We start from the raw sequence: 26,034 nt of genomic DNA on the forward strand, positions 1-26,034 counted from the left end.
GATGAGACGGGATCGCGGCGGATGACAAGCGCGGCTGGCGGCATGTGCCGGGGCCGGACAATTTGCCGCCGCGATCGGACCTGCGCGCGGGGCTGCGGCTGCTGCGCGCTTGACCGAGGCGCGGCGGCGGCGTATTTCAGCCCCGTGGCGATTTGTTGACGGATTGCGGGCCACGTAAAACATGCCGCTAAAAGGTCGGACGAGAGAGCCCCTTTCGCTTGACCGCGAATGGGGCTTTTTCATCTCCGGCGCAGAGGGTTAGCCCGGACACAGAAAGGTGGAAGATCATGGCAGATTTCAAGAAGGCATCGCGCACCGAACTGGTGCACGGCGGCACCAAGCGCAGCCAGTGGGGGGAGCTCAGCGAGGCGATCTTCCTTACGCAGGGCTTTGCCTATGACAGCGCCGAGCAGGCCGAGGCGCGCTTTATCAAGACCGAGGCGGATGAATATATCTACGCCCGCTACGGCAACCCGACCGTCGCCATGTTCGAAGAGCGCATCGCGCTGCTCGAAGGCGCCGAAGACGCCTTTGCCACCGCCTCCGGCATGGCTGCCGTCTCGGGCGCGCTGACCGCCATGCTCAAGGCCGGTGACCGCGTGGTCGCCGCGCGCGCGCTGTTCGGATCCTGCCTTTATGTGCTCGAAACCATTCTGACCCGCTTCGGCGTCGAGGTGGTCTTTGTCGACGGGGCCGATCTGGCGCAATGGGAAGAGGCGCTGGCGCCCGGTGCCGAACTGGTGTTCTTCGAGAGCATGTCGAACCCGACGCTGGAGCTGGTGGACGTCGAAGCCGTCGCCAAGCTGGCCCATGCCAAGGGCGCCAAGGTTGTGGTCGACAACGTCTTTTCGACCCCGGTCTACAGCCGCGCCATCGAGCAGGGGGCCGACGTGGTGGTCTATTCGGCGACCAAGCACATCGACGGGCAGGGCCGCACGCTGGGCGGTGTGATCCTTGGCTCGCGCGAGATCATCCGCGGCGTGATCGAACCCTATATGAAGCACACCGGCGGCTCGATGAGCCCGTTCACCGCTTGGGTCATGCTCAAGGGGCTGGAGACCATCGACCTGCGGGTGCGTGCGCAGACCGCGTCTGCCGAGGCGATCGCCAAGGCGGTGATCCCCCATCCCAAAGTCACGCGCGTCAGCTATCCGGGGCTCGAAAGCCATCCGCAGCACGATCTGGCGCAGCGGCAGCTTGGGGCAGGGGGCACCATGGTGGCCTTCGAGATCGAAGGCGGGAAAGAGGCAGCCTTCCGCTTCTGCAATGCGCTGAAGGTGATCCTGATCTCGAACAATCTCGGTGACGCAAAGTCCATTGCGACCCACCCCGCGACCACCACGCACCAGCGCCTCAGCCCCGAGCAGCGCGCCGATCTGGGCATCGGGGACGGGCTGATCCGCCTTTCGGTGGGCATCGAGGCCACCGAGGACCTTGTTGCCGATATTCAACAAGCACTTGATAAATCGTGAAGATTTTGTGGCCGGGCAAAATAAAGATTGCCCGGCCACATTTTTGCCCGCAAGAGATGATCCATACGGATAGGTATGCTCGTATAGGTATCGTAAGTGGTGGATATTTCGGTAAAACACCTTAAGTAAGTGGAAAGAACCCCGCCTCGGAGGGCAGGCAATGAATGTGTATTCCCCGGTTGTAGACCGTGACCCGAACCGTGACGAAGCGGAGGCCGCGCTCGCGGTCCTGCGCAAATGGACCGAAACCGCTGCCGACAACGAGATCACTGATCTCGACCCTGCGCTGCTGAAGCTTCTCGGGGCCGCACAGGATTACCCTACCTTTTCGCGCCAATATCCCGAAGGGTTCACCGTCGAGCCTTCGTACAAAAACTCGCTGCCCGACCTGCAGAACGGCCCGTCGTCGCTGATCCGCGGCGAGAACCGCCGCATTCAGCATGTGGGCATCTCGAATTTCCGCCTTCCGATCAGCTATCGCACCAAGGAAGGTGCGCCGCTGACCGTCGAGACCTCGGTGACCGGCACGGTCAGCCTCGAGGCCGACAAAAAAGGCATCAACATGTCGCGCATCATGCGCAGCTTCTACACCCATGCCGAAAAGACCTTCAGCTTTGGCGTGATCGAAGCGGCGCTGGACGACTATAAGTCCGACCTCGAAAGCTTCGACGCGCGCATCCAGATGCGTTTCCGCTTCCCGATGCGGGTCGACAGCCTGCGCTCGGGCCTGTCGGGCTATCAGTATTACGACATCGCGCTGGAACTGATCGAGAATGACGGCGTGCGCCAGCGCGTCGTGCACCTCGATTATGTCTACAGCTCGACCTGCCCGTGCTCGCTGGAGCTTTCCGAGCATGCGCGCCAGTTCCGTGGTCAGCTTGCCACGCCGCACTCGCAGCGCTCGGTGGCGCGCGTGTCGGCGGTGCTGACCGACGACGAAGACTGGATGTGGTTCGAGGACCTCGTGGCGCTCTGCCGCTCTGCCGTGCCGACGGAGACGCAGGTCATGGTCAAGCGCGAGGACGAGCAGGCCTTCGCCGAGCTCAACGCCGCCAATCCGATCTTCGTCGAAGACGCGGCGCGGCTCTTTGCCGAGGCGCTGCAGGCCGATCCGCGCATCGGCGACTACCGCGTGCTTGCCAGCCATCAGGAAAGCCTGCACTCGCATGACGCGGTGGCGCTGCTGACCGAAGGGCCGACCTTTGCGCAGGCCAGCCTCGATCCGACGCTCTTCCCGAGCCTGATCCATCAGGGCTAAGCAAAGGCAGGCGAAGGCGCGGCCCATGGCTCCGCCGCTGCCGCTTTCCTGAGCAACAGCTTCATGCCGCCGGTCACTCCGGCGGCATTTTGCTGCAATGCAGCAATTTCTGCCGGTGCAGAGGTGACCGGGCGCGCCTGCCGGACCATCTTGAAGGCGGAGGGCAACGCAACCCACCGGAGGTCTTGGCATGACCACGAGCACTGCAGCGGAAAACGTGATGATCGGCATGGGGCGCGGCTCGCTGCGCGCCCGGATCGACAGCTATTTCACCCAGCTCGGGCTTGGGGTGAACGCCGCCGGGCTGGCCCGTGCGCGGCTGCGCGAGATTATCGTGCTGGAAAGCCAGAGCGATGACCGGCTGGCCGAGTTGGGGCTCACCCGCGAGCAGATTTTGCCACATGTCTTCCGTGACCTTTTCGGCGACTGACCCTTGCCCAAGCGCGGCGCTTGACAGGGGAGCAGCGCCGGGCGAAGGCTCTGGCCATGTTCGACATCCGCCCCGTTGCCTATGTTCTCGGCCTGCTCGTCACGACGCTTGGTGCCTGCATGCTCGTACCGCTTCTGGTGGATATCGCCGAGGCGCGCGGCGAGTGGCATGTCTTTCTCGAAAGCGCGCTGCTGACCATGCTGACCGGCGGTCTGATCGCGCTGGCCTGCGCCAATGCCGGGCGGCAGGGGCTGACGCTGCAGCAGACCTTCTTGCTGACCGTCGGCGCATGGGTGGTGCTGCCGCTCTTTGGCGGCATCCCCTTCATGCTGGGCGCCACCGAGGCGCGGCTGGTGGATGCGGTGTTCGAGGCCATGTCGGGCGTGACCACCACCGGCTCGACGGTGTTCACCGGGCTCGATGATCTGCCCAAGGGCATCTTGCTGTGGCGCGGCATGCTGCAATGGCTGGGCGGGGTCGGGATCATCGTCGTCGCCATGGTGTTCCTGCCCGAACTGCGGGTCGGCGGGATGCAGATCTTCCGCTCCGAAGCCTTCGAGACCATGGGCAAAATCCTGCCCCGCGCCACCGAGATCGCCTCGTCGATCTCAACCATCTATGTGGGCATGACGCTTGCCTGCACCGCGGCCTATATGGTCTGCGGCATGGACGCCTTCGATGCCACGGTGCATGCGCTCACCACGCTCTCGACCGGCGGGTTTGCCAATTACGACGCGTCTTTCGGCACCTTTTCGGGTCCGGCGGAATATGTCGCCGCCTTCTTCATGGTCGCCGCCGCGCTGCCCTTCGTGCGTTATGTGCAGATGCTCAACGGCAACCAGCGCGCGCTTTGGCGCGACAGTCAGGTGCGGGCCTTCTTCGCAACGATCTTCACGCTGGTGCTGGTGATGAGCGTGACGCTGGTGATCAAATTCCCGCATCACCCCGAACAGGCGATCCGCGAGTTGCTGTTCAACATCACCTCGATCATCTCTGGCACCGGCTACGCCTCGGTGGACTACATGGGCTGGGGTGCCTTCCTGATCACGCTCTTCTTCTTCATCGGGCTGATCGGCGGCTGCGCGGGCTCGACCGCCTGCTCGGTGAAAATCTTCCGCTACCAGCTGCTCTTCGCTTCGATCCGGGTGCAGCTCAAGCGCATCCGCGCGCCGCATGGCGTCTTCACCCCGCGCTTCGAGGGCCGCCCGGTCAGCGACGAGGTGCTGAGCTCGGTGATGGCCTATTTCGTCTTCTTCGTGGTCTCGCTCGGTGTGCTGTCGGTGGCGCTCGGCTTCACCGGGCTCGACTTCGTGACCTCGGTGTCGGGCGCGGCCACGGCGCTGGCCAATGTCGGCCCGGGGCTGGGCGACATCATCGGCCCGGCGGGCAATTTCGCCACGCTCAACGACACCGCCAAATGGCTGCTGGTCTTTGCCATGCTCGTGGGCCGGCTGGAAATCATGGCGGTCTTCGTGCTGTTCACCGCCCGCTTCTGGCGCGACTAAGAGCGCCTCCGGCGGGCGTATTTAGGGGAACAATGAAAGCCCCACGCGCCAATTCATTGTTCCTACAAATACGCATCTTCGCCCGCCACCGCAGCGAGGGCCGGGACAGCGCGCCGCCCCGGCCCTCATGGTCAGTCCTGCGGCACGAGCTTGCCGGGGTTCATGATGTTCTGCGGATCGAGCGCGCGCTTGATCTGCCCCATGACCTGCCAGCCGGCCCCGTGTTCGGCCTCCATATAGGCCATCTTGCCAAGGCCGACGCCATGCTCGCCGGTGCAGGTGCCGCCGAGGCGCAGCGCCCGTTCGGCCATTTGGTGCGACAGCGCCTTGGCGGTCTTCAGCTCCTCGGGGCTGTCGGGGTCGATGAGCAGCACCGCGTGGAAATTGCCGTCGCCCACATGGCCGAGGATCGGGCCGGGGATGCCGCTGGCGGCGATGTCGGCCTGGGTTTCTTCCACCGCCTGCGCAAGCTCGGAGATCGGCACGCAGATGTCGGTCACCACCGCGCGCGCGCCTTTGCGCGAGGCGAGGATGGCGTAATAGCCGTTGTGGCGCAGCGCCCAGAGCGCGCGGCGCTCTTCCTCGCGGGCGGACCATTCGAACGGGCTGCCGCCATTGTCGGCGACGATCTCGGCAAAGCGCTCGGCGTCCTGCTTCACGCTTTCGGGCGAGCCGTTGAACTCGACCAGCAGGTGCGGGCTCTCGGCCATCTCCATGCCCGAGTAGCCCGAGAAAGCGCGGGCGGTGGCGGCGTCGACGAACTCGATGCGTGCCATGGGGATGCCCATCTGGATGGTCTCCATTACCGTGGTGACGGCGCTACCCATGTCGTCAAAGGCGCAGATGCCCGCCGAGACCGCCTCGGGGATGCCATGCAGCCGCAGGGTAAGCTCGGTGACCAGCCCCAGCGTGCCCTCCGAGCCCACAAAGAGCGCCGTCAGGTCGAACCCGGCGGCGGATTTGCGGGCGCGGGTGCCGGTCTCGATCATCCGGCCATCGGCCAGCACCGCCTTCAGCCCCAGCACGTTGTCGCGCATGGAGCCGTAGCGCACGGTGGTGGTGCCCGAGGCGCGGGTCATCGCCATGCCGCCAAGCGAGGCATTGGCGCCGGGATCGACCGGGAAGAAGAGCCCCGTGGCGCGCAGTTCCTCGTTCAGCGCCTCGCGGGTGACGCCGGGCTGAATGCTCACATCCATGTCGGCGGGGCGGATCTCCAGCACTTTGTTCATGCGGCTGAAGTCGACGGTGACGCCGCCTTTCACCGCCTGTCCGTGGCCCTCGAGCGAGGTGCCGGCACCCCAGCCGATCACCGGGCAGCCGTGCTCGGCGCAGATCTGCACGATGCGCTGCACCTCTTCGGCGGTTTCGGGGTAAGCGACGCCATCGGGCGGCGTCAGGGGGAAATAGGACTCGGATCGGCCGTGCAGGTCCAGTTCGGACTTGGAGCGGGTGAATTGTTCGCCTAGGAAGTGATCAAGAGCCTCCAGGGCTTCGGCGACGGGCATAGAGAACCTCCGTGGAAAATCGGGGCGACCTTATCCGCGCCGGGCGGGCTGCGAAAGCCATGCTACACATGGGCGTGAGCAGGGGCGCGAGCGAGGGCGTGAGTAAGAGCGTGAGCAAGCAAGCCCGCGCGGGCACAGCGGCGGGGCTGCGATGAGGGCAGGGAACGGGCAGGACGAGGACGGAACCGAGCGATGCTGAGCCAGCTAGCCATGCAGTGGCGCGAGACGCGCGCGCTGTGCAACCGGGGGTGGGACACGCTGCGGCACAAGGGGCCGGGTCAGATCACCTTTTGGATCATCGCTCTGTTCGTCGGCGCCGCCGCAGGCTTTGCCGCGCTGCTCTTTCGCCTCGCGATCCAGCGGCTGCAGGCCTTTGTCTACGGCACCGAGGACGTCAACCTGCTGCATAGTTTCGCGCAGAGCCTGCCGTGGGTCTATGTGCTGCTGGTGCCGGTGGTCGGCGGCGCATTGGTCGGGCTGATTTTGCAGAAGTTCACCCCTGACGGGCGCGTGCGCAGCGTCTCTGACGTGATCGAGGGCGCGGCGCTCAACGACGGGCGGGTCGAGAAGAAGGCGGGTATCGCCTCGGCGCTCTGCTCGTGGATCACCCTCTCGACCGGCGGCTCGACGGGCCGCGAGGGGCCGGTGGTGCATATCGCCGCGATGATCGCCTCTTGGGTGTCGAACCTCTTGCGCGTCGACGGCATCACCGGGCGCGACCTTCTGGGCTGCGCCGTGGCGGCGGCGGTCTCGGCCAGTTTCAACGCGCCCATCGCCGGGGCGCTTTTCGGGCTAGAGGTGGTGCTGCGCCACTTTGCCCTGCATGCCTTTGCCCCGATCGTGGTGGCCAGCGCCGCGGGCACGGTGATCAACCGCATCTATTTCGGCGATGTCACCGAGTTCGTGCTGCCCGGCACCACCACTGTGCAATTCTACCTCGAACTGCCCGCCTTCTTCCTGATGGGCCTCGTCTGCGGGCTGGTGGCGGTGCTGATGATCAAGGCGCTGTTCTGGTCCGACGGCGTGGGTACGGCGATCCAGAAGCGCCTCGGTCTGCCGCATTGGCTGCGCCCGGCGGTGGCGGGGCTGATGCTGGGGGCAATCGCCATCTTCTACCCGCATATCATCGGCGTCGGCTATGAGACCACATCGCGCGCGCTGTCGGGGCAACTCACGCTCAGTCAGGCGATGATTTTCGCAGCGGTGAAAGTGGCGGCGGTCTCGATCACCATGGCCGGGCGCATGGGCGGCGGGGTGTTCTCGCCCTCGCTGATGCTGGGCGCGCTGACCGGGCTGGCCTTTGCGCATGTGGCCACCGGGCTTTTCCCCGAGCAAAGCTCTGTCTTCACGCTCTATGCGCTGGCGGGCATGGGGGCGGTGGCGGCGGCGGTGCTGGGCGCGCCGATCTCGACCACGCTGATCGTGTTTGAACTGACCGGCGACTGGCAGACCGGGCTGGCGGTGATGATCTCGGTCTCGATGTCGACCGCGCTGGCCTCGCGCCTCGTGCATCGCAGCTTTTTCCTGTCGCAGCTTGAGCGGCGCAACGTGCATCTCGCCGCCGGGCCGCAGGCCTATCTGCTGGCGATGTTCCGGGTGCAGGGGGTGATGCGCAAACCCAATGACGAGGGTGCGGCGGATGAGGAAGCCTGCCTGCGGATGATCGAGCAGGGGCTTTTCCTCAACGCACAGGCGACGCTGGAGGCGGCGCTGCCGCTCTTCGACAAATCCGGCGTGGCTTATCTGCCGGTGGTGACCCGCAAGAGCCCAGACGACGCGCCGGTGCTGCAGGGCGCGCTGTTCCATGTGGACGCGCTGAAGGCCTACAACCGCGCTTTGGCCGCAACCGCGGCGGAAGAGCACAGCTGAGGCCTTTGCCCCGGCCCGCACGCGGTGGCCGGGGGCTTTGCACGTCAGCGCATCAGGCCAGTTCGAGCGTCACCTCGATATTGCCGCGGGTGGCGTCGGAATAGGGGCAGACCTCATGCGCGCGGTTGAGGATCGTCTCAGCGGTCTCACGCTCCAGCCCCGGCATCTTGGCGATCAGTTTCACCACAAGCTCGAAGCCGCCGCTCTCCTTGGCGCCGATCGCCACTTCGGCGTCCACCGTCGCCTCGGCGGGCACGGTGCCCAGCTTTTCGGTCTGCGCGACAAAGCGCATCGCGCTGAGGAAACAGGCGGCATAGCCCATGGCGAACAGCTCTTCGGGGTTGTGGCCCTTGCCCGCGCCACCGAGTTCTTTGGGCGCGTTCATCGTCACGGTCAGCAGGCCCGAGGTCAGCTTGGTGATGCCATCGCGGCCATTGCCCGATGCCTGCGCCTGCGTGCGATACTTGATGTCGAGTGCCATGAGAGAATCCTTTGTGAGCGATTATATCGTGCACGATAGATATGTGTCGCGCGGCATAAGTCAATCGCTTGAGAAATGATCGCGCGCGATTTATATCTTGGGCATGACACTCGCCCCCCAAGACATGGTCTGTTTCTCGCTCTATTCCGCCGTGCATGCGCTGCAGCAGGCGTATCGCCCGCATCTGGAAAAGCTCGGGCTGACCTACCCGCAGTTTCTGGTGATGAGCGCGCTCTGGGCCGCCGAGGAGCCGCCGACCGTGGGCCTGCTGTCGCGGCAGCTGCAATTGGAATTGAGCACGCTGACACCGCTGCTGAAGCGGCTCGAGGGGATGGGGCTGGTCAGCCGCCGCCGCGACGAAAAGGACGAACGGCAGGTGCGCATCAGCCTCACCGAGCAGGGGGCTGCGATGGAGGCGCGCACCGCGCATATCGCGGGCTGCATTTCGGAGCAGTCGGGCATGAGCGTCGACGAGCTTTTGGCGCTGCGCGATCAGGTGAGCCGGCTGCGGGACAATCTGCGCGGGGCGTGAAGCGCCTTCAAAGGGCAGGGCGCATACCGAAAAAGCCGGCCCCAACGGGACCGGCTTTCATGTTTTCGGGGCGGGGCTTTTCGAGGCAGGGCTTGTCGAGCCAGCGCGCTGCCCGCCGGTCCAGAGCCTAGCTCACACCTGTTCGACAGCCACACCGTCCTGCAGATCGAACGCGAGATAGCCCTTGATCTGCGAGGCTTCCGGTTTGGGATCGGTGTAGGAGAACACCGCATTGTCGTAGCTGCGGCTCTTCGAGGCGATATGGAAGTGCTCCGCGTCGCCAAGGGCGGCGCTGGTGCTGCGGTATCCGCTGGGCTCGAGGAAGGCCATAGCCACATCCTCGCGCGGGAAGTAGATGGTCTGGGGCTTGTCGCCCTCGGTCAGTTCCAGCGCGCGGCTGCTCTCGCCGAGAACGGCGCCCCCAGCGCGAATGACCCAAGTGCCCGTGGCCGGGCGCACGGCAATCTGTTTCAACATCATGTCTCTCCCGTTATCCGCCCATCATATACCAACGCCAGTGCGACAGTCCTGTGTCAAAGCGGCGCGCAGGCCGCTTCGAGCCAGTCCCGCACGGCGCCTGTGACAAGCGGAGCGATGCGTTCGAAAACCTCGGTGTGATAGGCGTTGAGCCAATCGCGTTCCGCGGCGGTCAGCAATCCCGTCTCGATCAGACGCCGGTCGATCGGCACCCAAGTCAGCGTTTCGAAGCGCAGCATAGAGGCCACGCTCTGGCCGGGAAGGGGGGATGCGGGTTCCACCGCGATGAGGTTCTCGATGCGGATACCATAACTTCCTTCCCGATAGAAGCCCGGCTCGTTGGAAAGGATCATCCCCGGCTCCAGCGGCACGGTGCCGGTGCGCGCGATGCGCTGCGGCCCTTCGTGCACCGACAGGTACGAGCCGACGCCGTGCCCGGTGCCATGGCCATAATCGAGCCCCGCTTCCCACAGGTGCACCCGCGCCAGAGCGTCGATGTCCCGCCCGGCGAGCCCCTTCGGGAAGCGCAGCCGCGACAGGCCGATCATCCCCTTGAGCACGCGGGTGAAGGCGGCGCGTTCCTCGTCGCCCACGGTGCCGATGGCCATGGTGCGGGTGATATCGGTGGTGCCGTCCACATATTGCCCGCCGCTGTCGATCAGCAGCAGCTCGCCCGCCTCGACGGTCCGGTTGGTCTCTTCGGTGACCCGGTAGTGCACGATGGCGCCATTGGGCCCGGCGCCCGAGATGGTCTCGAAGGAGATGTCGCGCAGCGCGTTGGTGGCGCGGCGTTCCTCTTCGAGCGCTTTGACCGCGTCGATCTCGGTAAACGTGCCGGGGGTCTGGCTGTCGACCCAATGCAGGAAACGCACCATGGCCGCGCCGTCGCGCAGATGCGCCTCGCGCGCGCCCTGCAGTTCTGCGGTGTTCTTGCGCGCCTTGGGCAGCAGGCAGGGATCGGCGGCCTCGATGATCTCGCGGCCTTCGAGCGCGTCCAGCACCGCAACCGGGCAGCTGGCCGGGTCGATCTGCACCGGGCCTTCCAGCGCCGCCAGCGCGCCAGCAAAGGCTTCGGGGGCCTGCACCTCCACCTTGGGGCCGAAGTGATCGCCCAGCCCGCCAAGCTTTTGCGCCGCCATGAACAGCGTCACGCGCCCGCCCGCGTGCAGGATCGCAAAGCCATGCGGTACCGGGTTGCGCGCCACGTCCGAGCCGCGGATGTTGAGCAGCCACGCCAGACTGTCGGGCAGGGTGAGGACGCAGGCCGCCGCCTTGCCGAGACCTGCCGCGAGCCGGGCGATCTTCTCCTCATGCGCCTCGCCCGCCAGATCGACTGGCTGGGCAAAGACCGCGCCCATGGGCGGATCGGGCTGATCGGCCCAGACCCGGTCCACCAGATTGTCGCAACGGCGCAGGGTCACTGCGCCCAGACCGCGCTCCAGCGCGCGCATCTGATCGACCGAAAAGAGCCACGGATCGATCCCGACGGTGCCCCCCTCGGGCAGCGCCTCGGCGATCCATTCAGCCAGCCCGACCTCGGGCCAGTCCACCGGGGTGAACTCCGCCGCGACCTGGGCCTTAACCTGCACGCGATAGCGCCCGTCGACAAAGACACCGGCCTTCTCCAGCAGCGCCGCGCAATAGCCGGCCGAGCCGGTGAAGCCGGTGAGCCAGGCCAGCCGGTCGTCATGCGGCGCGACATATTCGCCCTGATGCGCATCGGCGCGCGGCACCAGAAAGCCGCTGAGCCCTTCGCGCGCCAGTTCGCTGCGCAGCGCCGCCAGCCGCGGCGGGCCCTGCTCGGGGGATGCGCTCTGCTCGAAAGTCTGGAACATGCGGCGGTCTCCTGAAGTCTTGTGCGGAAAAGAAATGAGGGGCGCTGCCCCTTGTCGTCATCGCGCTTGCGCCGATGGCGCAAACTGGCGCGCCTCGCGGCCAATTCATCCCGGGATATTTGCACCAAGAGGAAGCGGCACGCGCGCATCTTCGTCTAGACGTAAATATCCCGGGGAGCCCGAGGGGCTGGCCCCTCGGCCTTGGTACGGGCTCAGCCCGCGCGCTTGATGCCCATCACGCGCGCCCGGGCGCGCGGGTCGGAATCGAAGAGCGCGGCAAGCTGTTCGGTCATCGCCCCGGCCAGCTGTTCGACATCGGTGATGGTCACCGCGCGCTCGTAATAGCGCGTCACGTCATGGCCGATACCGATGGCCAGAAGCTCGACCTGCTTCTTGCGCTCGACCATGGCGATCACGTCGCGCAGGTGCTTCTCGAGGTAATTGGCCGGGTTCACCGAGAGCGTGGAATCATCCACCGGGGCACCGTCGGAGATCACCATGAGGATCTTGCGGGCCTCGGGGCGATGCGCCATGCGGCGGTGTGCCCATTCCAGCGCCTCGCCGTCGATGTTCTCTTTCAGCAGGCCTTCCTTCATCATCAGCCCGAGGTTGTCGCGCACCCGGCGCCACGGCGCGTCGGCGCTCTTGTAGATGATGTGGCGCAGGTCGTTGAGGCGTCCGGGCTGCTGCTCGCGGCCTTCGTTCAGCCATTTCTCGCGCGCCAGCCCGCCCTTCCACGCGCGGGTGGTGAAGCCGAGGATCTCGACCTTGACGTTGCAGCGCTCCAGCGTGCGCGCCAGCACGTCGGCGCAGATCGCGGCAATGGAGATCGGGCGCCCGCGCATCGAGCCGGAGTTGTCGAGCAGCAGCGTCACCACCGTGTCGCGGAACTCCATGTCCTTCTCGACCTTGAACGACAGCGGCGTGGTGGGGTTGGCGACGACGCGGGCGAGGCGGCCCGCATCCAGCACGCCCTCTTCCTTGTCGAACTCCCACGAGCGGTTCTGCTGCGCCTGCAGGCGGCGCTGCAGCTTGTTGGCCAGCCGCGAGACCGCGCCCTTCAGCGGCTCGAGCTGCTGATCGAGATAGGCGCGCAGCCGTTCAAGCTCCTGCGCCTCGGCCAGTTCCTCGGCGGGAATCTCCTCGTCATGGGTGGAATCGAAGACCTTGTACTCGGGATCGGCCTCGGAGACCGGCGCCGGGGCGGGCGGCTCCATCGGGGCCTCGCCCTCGGGCATCTCGGCTTCTTCGCCAAGCTCCTGATCGGCCATCTCGTCGGCGGACACCTGCGCCTGGCTCTGGTCCTGCGTCTGTTCCTGCGACTGTTCGGGCGAGGCTTCGGCCTCGTCGTCGTCCTGATCGTCCTGACCGGTGCTGTCGGGCTGCTGCTCTTCGTCCGAGCCGGGATCGGCCTCGTCCTCGGCCTCATCGTCCAGCTGATCGGGATCCTCGCCAAGCTGATCGCCATAGCCGAGATCGGTGATCACGCGGCGCGCGAACCGGGCAAAGGCGGCCTGATCCGACAGGGTCTCCTGCAGGTCTTCGAGCGTGCCGCCAGCCTGTTCCTCGATAAACCCGCGCCACAGTTCCATGACGTGGGCGGCATCTTTCGGCAGGTCGCGCCCGGTGGCGAGATGGCGGATGAGATAGCCCGCGGCCACCGGCAGCGGCGCCTCCGAGGCCTGGGTGATCTGGCCATAGCCGCGGCGCGCCGCCTCATGGCCGATCTTGGCGTCGATATTGCCCGCGGTGCCGGGCATGTCGCGCGCGCCCATCGCCTCGCAGCGGGCGGTTTCCATCGCCTCGTAAAGCTCGCGCGCGATGTCGCCCGGCGGGGCATAGCGGGCGTGGGTCGCGCCATCGTGATAGCGGCGGTAGAGCGCCAGCGCGTCGGCGGTGCCGCGTGCCAGCAGCACCTCGTCCCGGCTCATCCGGCGCGACACCTGCGGCAAGCGCATAATGTCGCCGGAGACGCCCGAAGGGTCGACGGAATAGTTCACCGAAAGCTCGGGGTCGTCGGCCATGACCTTGGTGGCCTCGGCCAGCGCCTTCTTGAACGGATCTGCGGGGTTGTCGGTGTCGCGTGCCATGGGCACAGGTTTCGCGCCGGAGCGGGGAATTGGCAAGAGGGAAGGCGCGCGGAGCGCGCATCTTTCGCGCGCGCCCCAAACTCGGAGGGTCAGCTGCCGCCCTGCAGCCCAGCACAGGCGGCGGCGCGGCGCTCGAAAAGCGCGGCGCTCTGCTGATCGCCCTTCAGCACCGAACGATAGAGCAGCCGCGCATCGGGCAGATCTTCGACGATGACCTCGCGCAGCGTGCTGCGTGACAGACCCGCCGCGCGCGCCTGCGCCGCGAAGTCTCCGGCTAGCGCTTCGGTGGCCGGTGCGGTGCCGGCAAAGGCCGGGTGGTCGCTGGCCTCCAGCGCGGCACCCTGCCAGAGCGCGGCGCAGCGGGCGGCGGCCTCGCCTTGGGCACGCGCGCCGGTGGTCGGCTGGGCGAGGGCAGGGGCGGCACTCAGCAGCAAGATCGCAAGGATAGGTTTCACAGCACGGCCCTCCCGGTGGCGAGGCGGGCGAGCAGATCCACATGCACGTCGAGCGCATCAATCACGCGATAGCCCGGATCGTGCGTGCCGTCGAAGGCGAGCCCAAGATCGGTGCCCGCCAGAATGATAGCCTCGGCGCCCTGATCCTCGACCATGCGGCGGCCGGCGTCGAAGAACAGCTGCCGGTCGGCTTCGCTGCAACGTCCCATCACGGCCATGTCCTGATAGCGCTGGCCCAGCATCTCGGCCTCGGCGTCCAGCGCCACCGCCTCGGTGCGCGCCAACTGACCGTAGAGCCGCGTGCGCATCACCACCCGCGTGCCCAGAAGGCCGACGCGCGACAGCCCCTCGGCGGCAAAGAACGCATCCAGCGGCGCCACGGCAGAGACCAGCGGCAGCGGCGACAGCGCCCGCGTCTCGTCAAAGCAGAAATGCCCGCCGAGCGAGGTGATCGCGGCGCAATCGCAGCCAGCGTCCGCCAGCCGCCGCAGCAGCCGCGCATAGCTTTGTGCCTGCGCGGCGCGGTCGTCGGCGAGATTGTTGCGGATCAGTTCCGCCACATCCGCATGCACGATGGTCAATTCCAGCGGCTCGCCCATGGCGGCGACGGCGGCGGTCAGCCGCTGATAATAGACCAGCGTGGCGGCGACGCCGATGCCGCCGATCAGCCCGATATGCAGAGGTTTCCCCATGTTCTCCTCCCCTCGTCAAAAGGGCGCGGACCGAGATCGATCCGCGCCCCTGAAACTTCCTCTTGGCTCAAATATCCCGGGGGAGTCCGCGCAGCGGACGGGGGCAGCGCCCCCGCTGTCCGGGATCGTCGCCCGGCCTTACGCCAGCGACAGCGAGGCGGCGCTTTCCGGCAGTTCCTCGTCGAAGCAGCGCTGGTAGAACTCGGCCACGGTCTGGCGCTCGAGCTCGTCGCATTTGTTGAGGAACGACAGGCGGAAGGCATAGCCCACGTCGCGGAAGATCTCGGCGTTGGCGGCCCATGCGATCACCGTCCGCGGCGACATCACGGTCGACAGCTCGCCGTTCATGAAGGCGCGGCGGGTGAAATCGGCCACGGTGACCATCTGGCGGATGGTCTTGCGGCCCTTCTCGTTGTTGTAATGCGGCGCCTTGCTCAGCACGATGTTCACCTCGGCGTCGATGCTGAGGTAGTTCAGCGTCGCCACAAGGCTCCAGCGGTCCATCTGGCCTTGGTTGATCTGCTGGGTGCCGTGATAGAGGCCGGTGGTGTCGCCAAGGCCCACGGTGTTGGCGGTGGCGAAGATGCGGAAATATTTGTGCGGCGTGATCACCTGGTTCTGGTCCAGAAGGGTGAGCTTGCCGTCGGTCTCCAGCACACGCTGGATCACGAACATCACGTCGGCGCGGCCCGCGTCATATTCGTCAAAGACGATGGCGGTGGGGTTGCGCAGCGCCCAGGGCAGGATGCCTTCCTGGAACTGGGTGACCTGCTTGCCGTCCACCAGCTTGATAGCGTCCTTGCCGATCAGGTCGATCCGGGAGATGTGGCTGTCGAGGTTGACGCGCACGCAGGGCCAGTTGAGGCGGGCGGCGACCTGTTCGATGTGGGTCGATTTGCCGGTGCCGTGGTAGCCCTGAATCATCACGCGGCGGTTGTTGCGGAAACCCGCGAGGATCGCCAGCGTGGTGTCGGGGTCGAACTTATAGGTGCTGTCGACGTCGGGAACGCGGTCGCTGTTCTCGGGGAAGCCGTGCACCACCATGTCCGTGTCGATGCCGAACACCTCGCGGACCGAAATCTCCTCGGTGGGTTTCGCATTGATGTCGATCGTGCCATCCGCCATGGTTCTGCCCTTGTCCGGTCGTTAAGAAAACTTGCGCACCGTCGTGCCCCATATCGATGGCAAGGGCAAGGGGGCGGCGCGGGCTTTGCGCACCGCCATGAAAATGCCCTGCGATAGTGTTTGCGTGGGTGGCACTCGGCGCATTAGGCTGCCGGGGATACCAAAAGCAGACAGGCATGTTTCTTGGCGAGTTCTCCGCATCCTGACATCGAGGATCTGATCGCGCGTGTGGCGATGGCCGACCGGGCCGCCTTTGCTACGCTCTACGAGCGGACCTCGGCGAAACTCTTCGGGGTCTGTCTGCGTGTCTTGCAGGACAGGGCGCAAGCTGAAGAGGCGCTGCAGGACACTTACGTGAAGATCTGGACACATGCCGGTAAGTATCGGGTCAACGGGTATTCTCCGATGACTTGGCTGATCACCCTGGCGCGCAACTCCGCCGTCGACCGTCGCCGCCGCCGCGATGCGGGCAAGCCGGTCGAGCCCATCGAGATAGACGAACGTCTGGCCGATCCCGGTCCCGGTCCGGCCCAGCAGGCCGAGGCGCGGGCCGAGGCACAGGCGCTGGCCCTGTGCATGGGTGAGCTGCCGCCGGATCGCGCTGAGATGGTGCGCCGCGCCTATCTCGAAGGCGCAACCTATGCCGAGCTTTCCGAGGCCACCGGAGTGAAGCTCAACACCGTAAGAACATGGCTGCGCCGCAGCCTGATGAGCCTGAGGGAGTGCCTGAGCCGATGACCGGGCCGCAGCAACAGGATCTGCCGGGAGGCGCCGAAGCCTCTGCGGCGGAATACGTCCTCGGGCTTTTGCCCGAGGCCGAGCTGCGCGCGTTCGAAACTCAGCTGGCGCGGGATCCCGACCTTCAGCAGGATGTGGCCACATGGCGCGAGTATTTCGCCGCGCTCACCGATCCGATCACCGAAGAGACGCCGCGGGCCGAGATTTTCCGCCTGATCGAGGCGCGGCTCTATGGCGCAGCCAAGCCCGCGCCGCGCGGGCTCTGGCGGCAGTTGATGCCCTATGTGCTGGGGGCGGTGGCCGCAGCGGCGATTGCATGGGCGGCGATGGTCTCGGGGCTGCTGACCATCGGCGAGCCCGAGCCGCATCTTTATGCCGATCTGGTGGCGGGCGAGCAGGGGCTGCAGCTTTTGGCGCATTACGCGCCCGACAGCGGCACCTTCATGGTGCGGCGCGATGCGGGCGATTACCCGGCGGACCGCAGCCTCGAGGTCTGGCTGCTGTCCGATGCCGAGCAGGCGCCGGTGTCGATCGGTCTGGTGGATCGCGAAGGGCTGACCGAGATCCCGCTCGCCTCCGAGATCGCGGTGCAGCTTGCCGGAGCTACCATCGCCCTGTCCGAAGAGCCCGCGGGCGGCTCTCCCACCGGGCTGCCGACCGGGCCGGTGATTGCGCTGGGGCAATTGGCGCCGCGCGGCTGACAGGGCAGCTTTCCGGGCAGCTTTCCGGGCTGCTCACAGCGGCGTTATCTCAAGTTTTGAAACTCTTGCGCGCAGTGCTGCGTGGCTTCTTCCGACCCCGACATTCAGGGGCTTGAGGAGGAGAAAAGAGATGACGAGTAAGCTATTTGCAGCCGCACTGATCGCCCTGCCGCTGGCGGGGGCTGCGGTCGCCGCCGAGAACCCGATGGTCGGTGGCGCCGCCATGTACCCTGACAAGACGATTGTCGAGAACGCGGTCAACTCCGCGGATCATGAAACGCTGGTGGCCGCGGTGAAGCAGGCCGGACTGGTGGACACGCTGAATTCCGCAGGGCCGTTCACAGTCTTCGCGCCGACCGACGCGGCTTTCGACAAGATCTCGGACGAGAGCCTGTCGCAGCTGATGATGGATCAGCACAAAGAGCAACTGGCGAAGATCCTGACCTGCCATGTGGTCGCCACCAACGCGCTGTCCGACGCGATCGCCGGGATGATCGCCGATGACGGCGGCATGCATCCGGTGCCCACGGTGGGCGGCTGCACGCTGCAGGCCAAGATGGAGGGCGGCACGATCACCCTGACCGACGAGCAGGGCCGGACCGCCAATGTCACAATCGCGGATGTGCGCCAGTCCAACGGCGTCATCCACGTCATCGACCGGGTGCTTCTGCCGGCGATGTAAAGAGATCCCGCTCGGTTGCCTGCCCCACCGCGAAAGCGGGGCAGCCGGGCGGGGGCCGCGCTGCCGCGGAGCGGAATTGTGTGAGTATCTACGTTTCCGTATCCGCCTCCCCGGCGGCGCGTTGCTCCCGGCTTGACCTCGGTCGGGCCGGGAGCGCATGTTCCGGGGCAGGAGGAGAAGGAGGAGACCCATGCGACGCAGGGGATTTCTGGCCGTGCTCGCCGCCGTAATGGGCGTCGGGCAGGCGGGGCGCGCTGGCGCGGGCTTTGAGGTGTCGCGCAGCACCGAGGCTTGGCGCGCGCGGCTCAGCGATGCGGAATACCGGGTCATGCGCGAGGCCGGGACCGAGCGGGCCTATAGCTCGCCGCTGAACAACGAACGGCGGGCGGGCACCTATCTGTGCAAGGGCTGCGATCTGCCGCTCTACAGTTCCAAGACCAAATTCAACAGCGGCACCGGCTGGCCCAGCTTTTATGAGGCGCTGCCCGGCGCGATCGGCACCCAGCGCGACCGCTCGCTTTTCATGACGCGCACCGAATGCCACTGCAGCCGCTGCGGCTCGCATCTGGGCCATGTGTTTGACGACGGGCCGCCGCCGACGGGCAAGCGCCACTGCATCAATGGCATCGCGCTGCGTTTCCGCGTTGGTTGATCCGAGCCGGTTGATCCGCGTCGGTTGAAATGATCGGAAAGAGAGGTGGGCCTGCACGACCGGGGGAGGGGCATGCAGGCCCTTTGGTGGTACGTGTGTGCCCACGACAGGGAGCTCGGGCCACATGTGCCAGCGTCGCAATTCCGCTGACACCCGAAACGTGACACAACTCTAAGATTATTGTCAAACGAAACACACCAATAAGTTGTTAAAACTTTCCGCTACGGCAATCTGCATGTTCTGAAGGCGCCAAGACCAAAGAAAAACACCCCCCGAAGCAGGCTTCGAAGGGTGTTGTTCTGGGAAACTGCCGCGGCCTTACTTGAAGTTGCGGCTTTCCTTGATCTGGTCCCACGCCCAGACGACTTCCTGCAGCTGCTCTTCCTGAGAGCGGTCGCCGCCGTTCATGTCGGGGTGCAGCACTTTGATCAGCTTCTTGTACGCCTTGCGCACTTCGGCCTTGGTCTCGGCGGTCTCAACCTCGAGGATCTCCAGCGCGCGCTTTTCGGTCGGGGGCAGACGGCGGCCACCGCCCGGAGCCTTGCGGCCGGGGTTGCGGGTGGCGTTGTCGCCCAGCACCTGATGCGCGTCCTCAATGCCAAGCCGCGCCCATGCGCGTTGCTCGGGGTCGCGGTAATCCTTGGTCCTGCGCTCCCACACCTTGTCGGCGCTCTGCTGCGCGTTCATCTCGGCTTCGGTCTTGCCTTCGAAGAACGACCATTTCTGATTGTACTCGCGCACGTGGTCCTTGCAGAACCAGTAGAATTCATCAAGCACGTCCGGTGCCTTCGGAGCGCGGAACTTGCCCGGCTCCTGACAGCCCTCGTGTTCGCACACGCGGGTGGAGGTTTCCTGTTCGCCGGTCATGCCACGCCGGCCACGCGGGTTCTTCTTCTTGGCCGACTTAATCGACATGTCGAAACCGAAGGGGTCGGGTCTGCTCATGGTCTCACCTTTTCGACTCGGACGAGGGAGTTTAGACAATCCTGACCGAACTTGAAGAGGCAGGAGCCAAAAATGTCGCGAGCGAAACTGATCGAGAGCCGGTTGCAGGATGCGTTTGATCCGGCCGAACTTGAAGTCCTCGACGAAAGCCAGAAACACGTGGGTCATGCTGGCTATCAAGAGGGCGGCGAAAGCCATTTCCACGTGCGGATGCGAGCGGTCGAACTCGGCGGAATGACGCGCATCCAGCGCCACCGTGCCGTGCATGCAGCGCTTGGCGAAGACCTCGTGGCGGCGATCCATGCGCTGTCGCTGGATCTGCAGGGCTGAGGCGGGTTTAGCTGGCGCGGTCGGGGTCGCGGTCGTCGTTGCCGGGCACCGGCGTCAGCTTTTCCTCTGCCGTGGCAGCGGGCGCGTTGGGGGACGCGTCGGGGGGCGTGATGGGGGTCACCACCGGGCCGCCACTCCCAGCAACGGGTGCAGCCTCGTGCTGAACGGCGACGCTCTGCGGCGCTGCCGGAACCGGGCGTGAGAACACCAGCACCGTGCGCCAGACGGTCTGACTTGACGTCAGGCCGCTGCGTTCTTCGCTCGGCAGGGTGTCGGCGCGGATGTAGTCCCAGCCCTGTTCGGCCATCTCGTTGAGCAGCCGGCTCATGGCCGCGGCAAATTTCGCCTCGGCACCTTTGATGGCCTTGGCCTTCTCACCCTTGGTGGGGGCCGGGATCACCTTGTATTCGTGGGTCTTCATCGCGGCTCGATCCCTCTTAACGAACGTTAACACAAACGTTAACCAATGCCCCTCAAGGGGTAAGGCGCGCGGGCCGGCAAGTAAAGGCCAGGACGGAACGGGCGTCAGCGCCGTTTCGGCAGGCGAACCGCCAGTACGATGCCGCCCAGCACCAGCCCCCAGACCGCCGCGCCAAGCCCCCAGAGGGTGATCCCCGAGGCGGTGGCGAGGAAGGTCACGGCGGCCGCCTCGCGGCTTTCCTCGGCCTGCAGCGCGCCTTGCGCCGAGGCGGCAAAGACCGGCAGCAGCGCGACGCCCGCCAGCACCTGCAGCGTCATGGCGGGGGCAAGTGCGGCCACGGCGGTGACCGCCACCGCAAAGAGGCCGAAGATGGCATAGAACACGCCCGCCATCACCGCCGACCAGTAGCGCCGCGCGGGATCGGGGTGGCTGTCGGCGTTCGAGCACATGCTGGCGGTGATCGCCGCGAGGCAGGTGGCGGGGTTGCCGAAGGGCGCGGTCAGCAGCGAAATGCCGCCAACCCCCGCCAGCAGCGGACCCGGCGGCGGCGTGTAGCCAAAGCTGCGCAGCACCGCCACCGCAGGAATGTTCTGCGTGGCCATGGTGACGATGAAAAGCGGCAGACCAAGCCCCAGCACCGCCTCGAGCGAGAACACCGGGGTGACCCAGACCGGATGGCTCAGCCACGGCCCGCTCATCGGCAGCGAGAAGTCATGCGCCCAAAGGGTCACACCAAGCGCGGCCAGCACGGCGGCAGGCACCGCGAGGATGCGCTTGATGCGACCGACGAGGAACCAGCTGAGCAGGATGGGCAGGGCCACCTCGGGAGCATCCACCAGCGCGCGGAAGGGGGCCATGCAGAGCCCCGCCAGAACACCGGCAAGCATCGCCTGCGCCAGCGCTGTGGGAACCGAGGTCACCAGCCGCGCCAGCGCGGGCCAGAGCCCGGCGAGCGCGATCAGCCCGCCCGCGACGACGAAGGCGGCCACGGCCCCCGGAAACCCGTCGGCCAGCGGCTGCGATGCGGCCAAGAGCGCCACGGCAGGCGTCGACCATGCGCAGGACACCGGCTCGCGCCGCCACCACGCCAGCACGATGCCCGCGATGGCCATGGAGAGCGCGGCGGCGGCGAGGCCAGCGCCTGCCTGATCGGGGGTGGCCCCCACAGCCGACAGCCCCTGCAGCACGATCGGGAAGGAACTGAACACCCCGACGATCGCCACCATTGCCCCGGTCGTCACGTTCTGCAGGTCGGGTCCGGGTCGGCGCATGAGGGGATCCTTACGTTGGGGCGTCATTCGCCCATAGGCAGAGCGCCGCGGAAGTGCAAGCCGCGGCGGCTTGCGGGGGCTTTTGGGATGTGCAATATGGGATGTTATAACGTAACTAAATGAGAGTGCTGAAATGAGCCGCAGCGTTCTGCCTTATTGTCTCTGCTTGTCCCGACGCTTCGCAGGGGGCGAGATATGACACGCAAGACGATCCGCAATCTTGGTGCCCCGGCCAATCGCCGCCGCGAGGGCGATCCGATGTCGGCCTTTGACCGTCTGCCGCCGGATTTGCGCGCGTGGCTAAGTACGGCGGCACTGCCATGGTCGCCGCGTTCGGCGCTGCGCGCATGGCGCAGGGCGCTGCGGGACACGGGCTGCGCCGAGGCGGCGGCGGCGCGGCTCACCGCCATCGAGGCCGGGCAATTGGCGCGGCAGGCGCCGCGCGTATGGGGCGCCTCATAGGGGCAGGCTTGGGGAGCCTCTTGGAGCCTTGGGGGCAGGGACAAAGAGATCGGGCGCGCCAAACTGGCGCGCCCGCTTGCTTGCGTCGAAGGAAAGCTCAGGCTGCCGCCTCTGCCTTTTTCTCCCACGCGAATTTCTGCATCACCGCGTCCACCGGCGTCTCTGCGAGGTGGTTGGTGTAATTCGACATCACCTTCTGCGCCACGCCAAGGATCACTTCGAGGATTTGCTGGCGGGTGAAGCCTGCCTGCAGAAACGCCTCGACCTGTGCCGCGCTCAGATCGCCGCGCTGGCGCACCACTTGCAGCGTGAAGCTCCGCAGCGCTTCGAGCCGTGCATTGGGCAGGGGCGTCTCGTCGCGCAGCGCCTCGGTGATCGCGTCATCCACCTTCATCATCTTGGCGATGCCGGTGTGGGCGGGCACGCAGTAGTGGCACTCATGCTCGACGTTGATCGTCTGCCAGACCACGGTGATCTCATCCTTGTCAAAGCTGGTGGCCTCGCCAAAGAGCCGGTGCAGATGCTTGTAGCCGTCGAGCAGCGCCGGGGCCTCGGCCATCACCGCGTGCAGGCCGGGCACCCGGCCAAAGCTGCGGTTCGAATCCTCGAGCAGGGGGCGGCTGGCCTCGGGCGCGCTTTCGAGCGTGTGGATGGTGAAGTCGGTCATGGGGATCCTCCGATTCTTGAGTGATTGCTCAAATTCATGCGGAAGGCTTAGCTTTACCTGAGCGATCACTCAAGATATATTTTGAGCAATCACTCAAGTGAGCGGAAAGGAGCGCGTCCGCGCAATGGCAAGACAGGCACGGCATGACCGGCAAGAGGTGCTGGAGAAGGCGCTCGCGCTGTTCTGGGCAAAGGGCTATCACGCCACCTCGCTGAAGGATCTCGAAGCGGCGCTCGACATGCGGCCGGGCTCGATCTACGCGGCATTCGGATCGAAAGAGGCTCTTTTTGCCGAGGCCTTGCGGCTTTATGCGCAAAGCTCGAAGGCGCAGTTTCAGGACATGATGGCGCGCGGCCCGACGCCGCTTGCGGCGCTGGCGGGGCATGTGCGCAGCCTCGGCTGTCCCGAGGCGCGGCAGGCTCCGTCGCGCGCTTGCATGCTGGTCAAAACGCTGCTGGAAACGCCCGACGATGATCCGGGTTTGCGGGCCGAGACCGAGGATCTGATGCGCCGCATGGAGGCGGCATTCGCCGAGGTCTACCGCGATGCGCAGCGGGTGGGGCAATTGCCTGTCGGGGCCGATCCCGAGCGGCTGGCGAGCCGCTTGCAGGCCGAGATATTTGGCCTGCGCGCCTATGCGCAGCGCACCGACTCGCAGGCGCGTGTGGCGCAGCTGGCCGAGGACATCGCCGGAGATATCGAGGCGTTGGCAACGGGCTGAACAATCGGGCAGAACAGCGGCGCTATCGGCGAAGCCTTGCCCATGTTAACGCTAGGGAATTGCTGCTGCGCAGAAATGCGCCAAATAAGCGGGCAACGACATACAGTTTCCGGAGCCTCCTATGTCCGATGACACTCTTGATCGCCGCGCTTTCCTCGCATCCGCCCTCGGCACGGGGGCCTTTTGCCTGCTGCCGGAACTGGCCCGCGCACAGGATGGCGCCATCGCATCGGGTATCCCGCTTGGGCCGCCCGAGAGCTTCAGCTTCGAGGGGCTGAAGGAACTGGCGGGCAATCTGGCGAAAGAGAGTTTCACCCCGATGGCGGTGCCCGACCGCGAGATCCTGCAGCAGATCGACTATGACGCCCACGGCGCGATCAGCTTCCGTAAGGAAAAGGCGCTTTGGGCCGATCAGGGCAACGCGCAGCCGGTGCGCTTCTTCTTCCCGGGCCGCTATTTCCCCGAGCCGGTGCATGTCTACGCGCTGGAAAACGGCACCGCGCGCGAGGTGCCTTTCTCGCGCGATCTTTTTGACATTCCCGTCGGCAACCCGGCCAACCGGCTGGAAAAGACCGAAGGTTTTGCCGGTTTCGCGGTGCAGGATCCCAAAGAGCGGCTCGACTGGATGGCCTTCCTCGGCGCGTCTTACTGGCGCACGGCGGGCTATTCGGGGCAGTTCGGCCTGTCGGTGCGCGGGCTGGCGATGGATACGGCGATCCCCGATGGCCCCGAAGAGTTCCCGCGCTTCACCCGCTTCTGGCTGGAGCAGGGCGAGGGCGGCGCGCTGACCACCTATGCGCTGCTTGAAAGCCCGCGCGCCACTGGCGCCTATCGCATCGCCTCGCGCCGCGACAACGGGGTAATCCAAGACGTCTCTGCCGAGGTCTTCCTGCGCGGCGATGTAGAGCGGCTGGGGCTGGCGCCGCTGACCTCGATGTATTGGTACGGCAAGCCCGACCGCCACATCGCCGCCGACTGGCGCCCCGAGGTGCATGACAGCGACGGGCTGGAGATTCATTTGGGCAATGGCGAGCGCATCTGGCGGCCCTTGGGCAACCCGCCGCGGGTGATGGCCAACAGCTTTGGCACCACCGATCCGACGGGTTTTGGCCTGATGCAGCGCGAGCGGGAGTTCGAGCAATATCAGGATGATGGCGTGTTCTACGAGCGCCGCGCCTCGGCATGGGTGGCGCCCAAGGCCGGATGGGGCGAGGGCGCGGTGACGCTCATTGAGTTGCCCACCGACGATGAGATCCACGACAATATCGTCGCCTTCTGGACCCCCTCCGAGGCGGCGGTGGCGGGCGGCTCTTTCAGCTTCGAGTACCAGCTGACATGGCTCGAGGATTGCCCGGTGCCGCCGCGCAGCGCGCGCTTCCGCGCCGTGCGGATCGGCCGCGGCGGCATCCCGGGACAGCCGCGCCCGGCGGACACGGTAAAGATCGTCTGCGATTTCGAGCCCATGGGCATGGAGGGCATCGAGCGCGGCCCCGAAACCCTGCCGGTGGTCAGTGCCTCGCGCGGCGAGATCTCGGGCGAGGCGGCCTATCAGGTGGTCGATGCCGAGAACTGGCGCGCAATGTTCGACCTCGATTTTTCGGCGCTGGAAGAGGGCGATGACGAGCCCATCGACATGCGGGTCTATGTGGCGCATGAGGGCGAGGCGAAGACCGAGACGATGATCCTGCAACTCTTCCCCAGCCAGTTGCGCGCGCTTCTCGCTGCCACCGGCTGAGGCGAGCTTGCGATGCGCCTAACCCGCGCTAGGTGACTGCGTCAGGAGGGCGAAGCGATGGATGCGTTTTGGATCACCGCGCAGGGCTCTGGCAGCGAGGGCGTGCCGGAGCGCGTGTTTCCTTACTGGAGCTTCACCAAGACCGTTCTGGCGATCTGCGCCCTGAGGCTGGCCGAGGATGGCGAGCTTGATCTCGACGCGCAGGTCAGCGACGCACCCTGCACCCTGAGGCAGCTTCTGGATCACAGCGGCGGGCTGCCCGATTACGGCCCGCTGCCTGCCTACCGCCACGCGGTCGCGGCGGACGAAGAGCCGTGGCCGACCGAGACGCTGTTTCGCCGCACCATGGCGCAGGGCGTGCGTTTCGCGCCGGGGCAGGGCTGGGCCTATTCCAACCTCGGTTACATGCTGGCCCGGCAGCACATCGAGACGGTTTCGGGGCAGCGGTTCGGGGCGCTCATCCGGGATATGATCGCCGCGCCGCTCGGGTTGCGGGGCTGCAGGCTGGCCGAAAGCCGCGAGGACTTTGCGCAGGTGCATTGGCCCGCCGCGCGGCGCTACCATCCGGGCTGGGTCTACCACGGTTGCCTCATCGGGACCGCCGAGGATGCGGCGCTGATCCTGCATGCGCTGTTCGACGGGCGCCTTGTGTCAGCGCAAAGCCTGACGCAGATGCTCGACCGGCACGAGCTTGGCGGCGCGCTGGAGGGGCGGCCCTGGACGCTATGCGGATACGGCCTCGGGCTGATGACCGGAGAGGTGGGCGCGGCAGGGCGCGCGTCGGGGCATTCGGGGGCCGGACCGTTCAGCGTCAACGCCGTGTATCATTTCCCCGATCTGCCGCGCCCCGTCACGGTGGCGAGCTTCACCGATGGCCATGACGAGGGCGTTGCCGAGTTTGATGCGCTGCGCATCGCGCTGCGCGAGGGCGGGGCCTGAACGGCTCAAGGAGCGCAGCAAAGAAAAAGGCCGCCCTACCTGAG

27 protein-coding genes and 1 riboswitch are annotated in these 26,034 nt (G+C 66.2%); of the genes, 15 read left to right on the forward strand and 12 right to left on the reverse strand.

Annotation, left to right across the window (positions count from 1 at the left end; translation table 11 throughout):
- Positions 1 to 134 precede the first annotated feature (134 nt).
- Positions 135 to 211, forward strand: a riboswitch (SAM riboswitch).
- A 76-nt stretch (positions 212 to 287) separates the two neighbouring features.
- The 4 genes from metZ (at position 288) to ACXAD2_RS16145 (ending at position 4,665) form a co-directional block, all read left to right on the forward strand.
- Entirely contained in the window at positions 288 to 1,472 is a 1,185-nt protein-coding gene (gene metZ, locus ACXAD2_RS16130) for an O-succinylhomoserine sulfhydrylase (RefSeq protein WP_475171888.1), read from the forward strand.
- A 160-nt stretch (positions 1,473 to 1,632) separates the two neighbouring features.
- Positions 1,633 to 2,730 (forward strand): GTP cyclohydrolase FolE2, encoded by a 1,098-nt coding sequence (folE2, locus tag ACXAD2_RS16135; RefSeq protein WP_475171889.1) that lies wholly within the window; start codon positions 1,633 to 1,635, stop codon positions 2,728 to 2,730.
- A 190-nt stretch (positions 2,731 to 2,920) separates the two neighbouring features.
- Positions 2,921 to 3,160, forward strand: a complete 240-nt coding sequence (locus tag ACXAD2_RS16140; protein WP_066105795.1) for a hypothetical protein — start codon at positions 2,921 to 2,923, stop codon at positions 3,158 to 3,160.
- 56 nt (positions 3,161 to 3,216) lie between these two features.
- A complete protein-coding gene (locus ACXAD2_RS16145; protein WP_475171890.1) occupies positions 3,217 to 4,665 on the forward strand; it encodes a TrkH family potassium uptake protein in 1,449 nt (482 codons plus the stop codon).
- Positions 4,666 to 4,796: 131 nt separating this feature from the next.
- Here the strand turns inward: ACXAD2_RS16145 and ACXAD2_RS16150 are convergent, their stop codons facing one another.
- Positions 4,797 to 6,170 (reverse strand): FAD-binding oxidoreductase, encoded by a 1,374-nt coding sequence (locus ACXAD2_RS16150; protein WP_475171891.1) that lies wholly within the window; start codon positions 6,168 to 6,170, stop codon positions 4,797 to 4,799.
- Positions 6,171 to 6,380: 210 nt separating this feature from the next.
- Between ACXAD2_RS16150 and ACXAD2_RS16155 the strand changes: the two genes are divergently transcribed.
- The gene (locus ACXAD2_RS16155) at positions 6,381 to 8,039 is read left to right on the forward strand and encodes a chloride channel protein (RefSeq protein WP_475174907.1); all 1,659 of its coding nucleotides are present in this window, start codon (positions 6,381 to 6,383) and stop codon (positions 8,037 to 8,039) included.
- 52 nt (positions 8,040 to 8,091) lie between these two features.
- Here the strand turns inward: ACXAD2_RS16155 and ACXAD2_RS16160 are convergent, their stop codons facing one another.
- Complete coding sequence (locus ACXAD2_RS16160) at positions 8,092 to 8,520, reverse strand: organic hydroperoxide resistance protein (RefSeq protein ID WP_475171892.1); 429 nt, start codon at positions 8,518 to 8,520, stop codon at positions 8,092 to 8,094.
- A 103-nt stretch (positions 8,521 to 8,623) separates the two neighbouring features.
- Between ACXAD2_RS16160 and ACXAD2_RS16165 the strand changes: the two genes are divergently transcribed.
- Positions 8,624 to 9,052 (forward strand): MarR family winged helix-turn-helix transcriptional regulator, encoded by a 429-nt coding sequence (locus ACXAD2_RS16165; RefSeq protein ID WP_475171893.1) that lies wholly within the window; start codon positions 8,624 to 8,626, stop codon positions 9,050 to 9,052.
- Positions 9,053 to 9,184: 132 nt separating this feature from the next.
- Here ACXAD2_RS16165 and ACXAD2_RS16170 read toward each other — a convergent pair whose 3' ends face one another.
- The 6 genes from ACXAD2_RS16170 to cobS all read right to left on the reverse strand — a co-directional run bounded on the left by ACXAD2_RS16170 (position 9,185) and on the right by cobS (position 15,726).
- Positions 9,185 to 9,529, reverse strand: a complete 345-nt coding sequence (locus ACXAD2_RS16170; RefSeq protein ID WP_066105811.1) for a DUF427 domain-containing protein — start codon at positions 9,527 to 9,529, stop codon at positions 9,185 to 9,187.
- A 56-nt stretch (positions 9,530 to 9,585) separates the two neighbouring features.
- A complete protein-coding gene (locus tag ACXAD2_RS16175) occupies positions 9,586 to 11,364 on the reverse strand; it encodes an aminopeptidase P family protein (RefSeq protein WP_475171894.1) in 1,779 nt (592 codons plus the stop codon).
- Positions 11,365 to 11,576: 212 nt separating this feature from the next.
- Positions 11,577 to 13,454 (reverse strand): cobaltochelatase subunit CobT, encoded by a 1,878-nt coding sequence (cobT, locus tag ACXAD2_RS16180; RefSeq protein WP_066105815.1) that lies wholly within the window; start codon positions 13,452 to 13,454, stop codon positions 11,577 to 11,579.
- Positions 13,455 to 13,543: 89 nt separating this feature from the next.
- Positions 13,544 to 13,909 (reverse strand): hypothetical protein, encoded by a 366-nt coding sequence (locus tag ACXAD2_RS16185; protein ID WP_475171895.1) that lies wholly within the window; start codon positions 13,907 to 13,909, stop codon positions 13,544 to 13,546.
- Positions 13,906 to 14,601 carry an aspartate/glutamate racemase family protein gene (locus tag ACXAD2_RS16190; protein WP_475171896.1) on the reverse strand — a complete coding sequence of 232 codons (696 nt, stop codon included), beginning with the start codon at positions 14,599 to 14,601 and terminating at the stop codon, positions 13,906 to 13,908. Before ACXAD2_RS16190 ends, ACXAD2_RS16185 begins: the two co-directional genes overlap by 4 nt.
- Positions 14,602 to 14,739: 138 nt before the next feature.
- Positions 14,740 to 15,726, reverse strand: a complete 987-nt coding sequence (gene cobS / locus ACXAD2_RS16195) for a cobaltochelatase subunit CobS (protein WP_066105820.1) — start codon at positions 15,724 to 15,726, stop codon at positions 14,740 to 14,742.
- A gap of 234 nt (positions 15,727 to 15,960) precedes the next feature.
- Here cobS and ACXAD2_RS16200 point away from each other — a divergent pair, with 234 nt between their 5' ends.
- The 4 genes from ACXAD2_RS16200 to msrB all read left to right on the forward strand — a co-directional run bounded on the left by ACXAD2_RS16200 (position 15,961) and on the right by msrB (position 18,499).
- Entirely contained in the window at positions 15,961 to 16,464 is a 504-nt protein-coding gene (locus ACXAD2_RS16200; RefSeq protein WP_475174909.1) for a sigma-70 family RNA polymerase sigma factor, read from the forward strand.
- Positions 16,461 to 17,165, forward strand: a complete 705-nt coding sequence (locus ACXAD2_RS16205) for an anti-sigma factor (RefSeq protein WP_475171898.1) — start codon at positions 16,461 to 16,463, stop codon at positions 17,163 to 17,165. The genes ACXAD2_RS16200 and ACXAD2_RS16205 overlap by 4 nt, the downstream gene beginning before the upstream one ends.
- A 130-nt stretch (positions 17,166 to 17,295) precedes the next feature.
- Positions 17,296 to 17,847: a fasciclin domain-containing protein gene (locus ACXAD2_RS16210; RefSeq protein ID WP_475171901.1), complete on the forward strand. Its 552-nt coding sequence runs from the start codon at positions 17,296 to 17,298 to the stop codon at positions 17,845 to 17,847.
- A gap of 190 nt (positions 17,848 to 18,037) precedes the next feature.
- Positions 18,038 to 18,499, forward strand: a complete 462-nt coding sequence (gene msrB / locus ACXAD2_RS16215) for a peptide-methionine (R)-S-oxide reductase MsrB (protein ID WP_475171902.1) — start codon at positions 18,038 to 18,040, stop codon at positions 18,497 to 18,499.
- Between the two features lie 318 nt (positions 18,500 to 18,817).
- Here msrB and ACXAD2_RS16220 read toward each other — a convergent pair whose 3' ends face one another.
- Positions 18,818 to 19,444: a DnaJ domain-containing protein gene (locus ACXAD2_RS16220; RefSeq protein WP_475171904.1), complete on the reverse strand. Its 627-nt coding sequence runs from the start codon at positions 19,442 to 19,444 to the stop codon at positions 18,818 to 18,820.
- 72 nt (positions 19,445 to 19,516) lie between these two features.
- On the opposite strand from ACXAD2_RS16220, the gene ACXAD2_RS16225 reads away from it, so the two are divergent.
- Positions 19,517 to 19,774, forward strand: coding sequence for a BolA family protein (locus ACXAD2_RS16225; protein ID WP_475171906.1), 258 nt, complete (start codon positions 19,517 to 19,519; stop codon positions 19,772 to 19,774).
- 7 nt (positions 19,775 to 19,781) lie between these two features.
- Here the strand turns inward: ACXAD2_RS16225 and ACXAD2_RS16230 are convergent, their stop codons facing one another.
- The gene (locus ACXAD2_RS16230) at positions 19,782 to 20,195 is read right to left on the reverse strand and encodes a DUF4177 domain-containing protein (RefSeq protein WP_475171907.1); all 414 of its coding nucleotides are present in this window, start codon (positions 20,193 to 20,195) and stop codon (positions 19,782 to 19,784) included.
- Positions 20,196 to 20,299: 104 nt separating this feature from the next.
- Positions 20,300 to 21,466 (reverse strand): benzoate/H(+) symporter BenE family transporter, encoded by a 1,167-nt coding sequence (locus tag ACXAD2_RS16235; RefSeq protein ID WP_066105841.1) that lies wholly within the window; start codon positions 21,464 to 21,466, stop codon positions 20,300 to 20,302.
- 195 nt (positions 21,467 to 21,661) lie between these two features.
- Between ACXAD2_RS16235 and ACXAD2_RS16240 the strand changes: the two genes are divergently transcribed.
- The gene (locus ACXAD2_RS16240; protein ID WP_475171912.1) at positions 21,662 to 21,928 is read left to right on the forward strand and encodes a DUF6525 family protein; all 267 of its coding nucleotides are present in this window, start codon (positions 21,662 to 21,664) and stop codon (positions 21,926 to 21,928) included.
- A gap of 97 nt (positions 21,929 to 22,025) precedes the next feature.
- On the opposite strand, the gene ACXAD2_RS16245 is transcribed toward ACXAD2_RS16240, so the two are convergent.
- The gene (locus tag ACXAD2_RS16245) at positions 22,026 to 22,595 is read right to left on the reverse strand and encodes a carboxymuconolactone decarboxylase family protein (RefSeq protein ID WP_475171914.1); all 570 of its coding nucleotides are present in this window, start codon (positions 22,593 to 22,595) and stop codon (positions 22,026 to 22,028) included.
- A gap of 124 nt (positions 22,596 to 22,719) precedes the next feature.
- Between ACXAD2_RS16245 and ACXAD2_RS16250 the strand changes: the two genes are divergently transcribed.
- From ACXAD2_RS16250 to ACXAD2_RS16260, 3 genes are all read left to right on the forward strand, one after another.
- On the forward strand, positions 22,720 to 23,316 hold the full coding sequence (locus ACXAD2_RS16250) for a TetR/AcrR family transcriptional regulator (RefSeq protein ID WP_475171916.1): 597 nt from the start codon (positions 22,720 to 22,722) through the stop codon (positions 23,314 to 23,316).
- Between the two features lie 121 nt (positions 23,317 to 23,437).
- Positions 23,438 to 25,051 (forward strand): OpgD/OpgG family glucan biosynthesis protein, encoded by a 1,614-nt coding sequence (locus ACXAD2_RS16255; RefSeq protein WP_475171917.1) that lies wholly within the window; start codon positions 23,438 to 23,440, stop codon positions 25,049 to 25,051.
- 57 nt (positions 25,052 to 25,108) lie between these two features.
- Complete coding sequence (locus ACXAD2_RS16260; RefSeq protein ID WP_475171919.1) at positions 25,109 to 25,990, forward strand: serine hydrolase domain-containing protein; 882 nt, start codon at positions 25,109 to 25,111, stop codon at positions 25,988 to 25,990.
- Positions 25,991 to 26,034 lie beyond the last annotated feature (44 nt).

This window comes from Salipiger sp. ABN3_019, assembly GCF_056158605.1.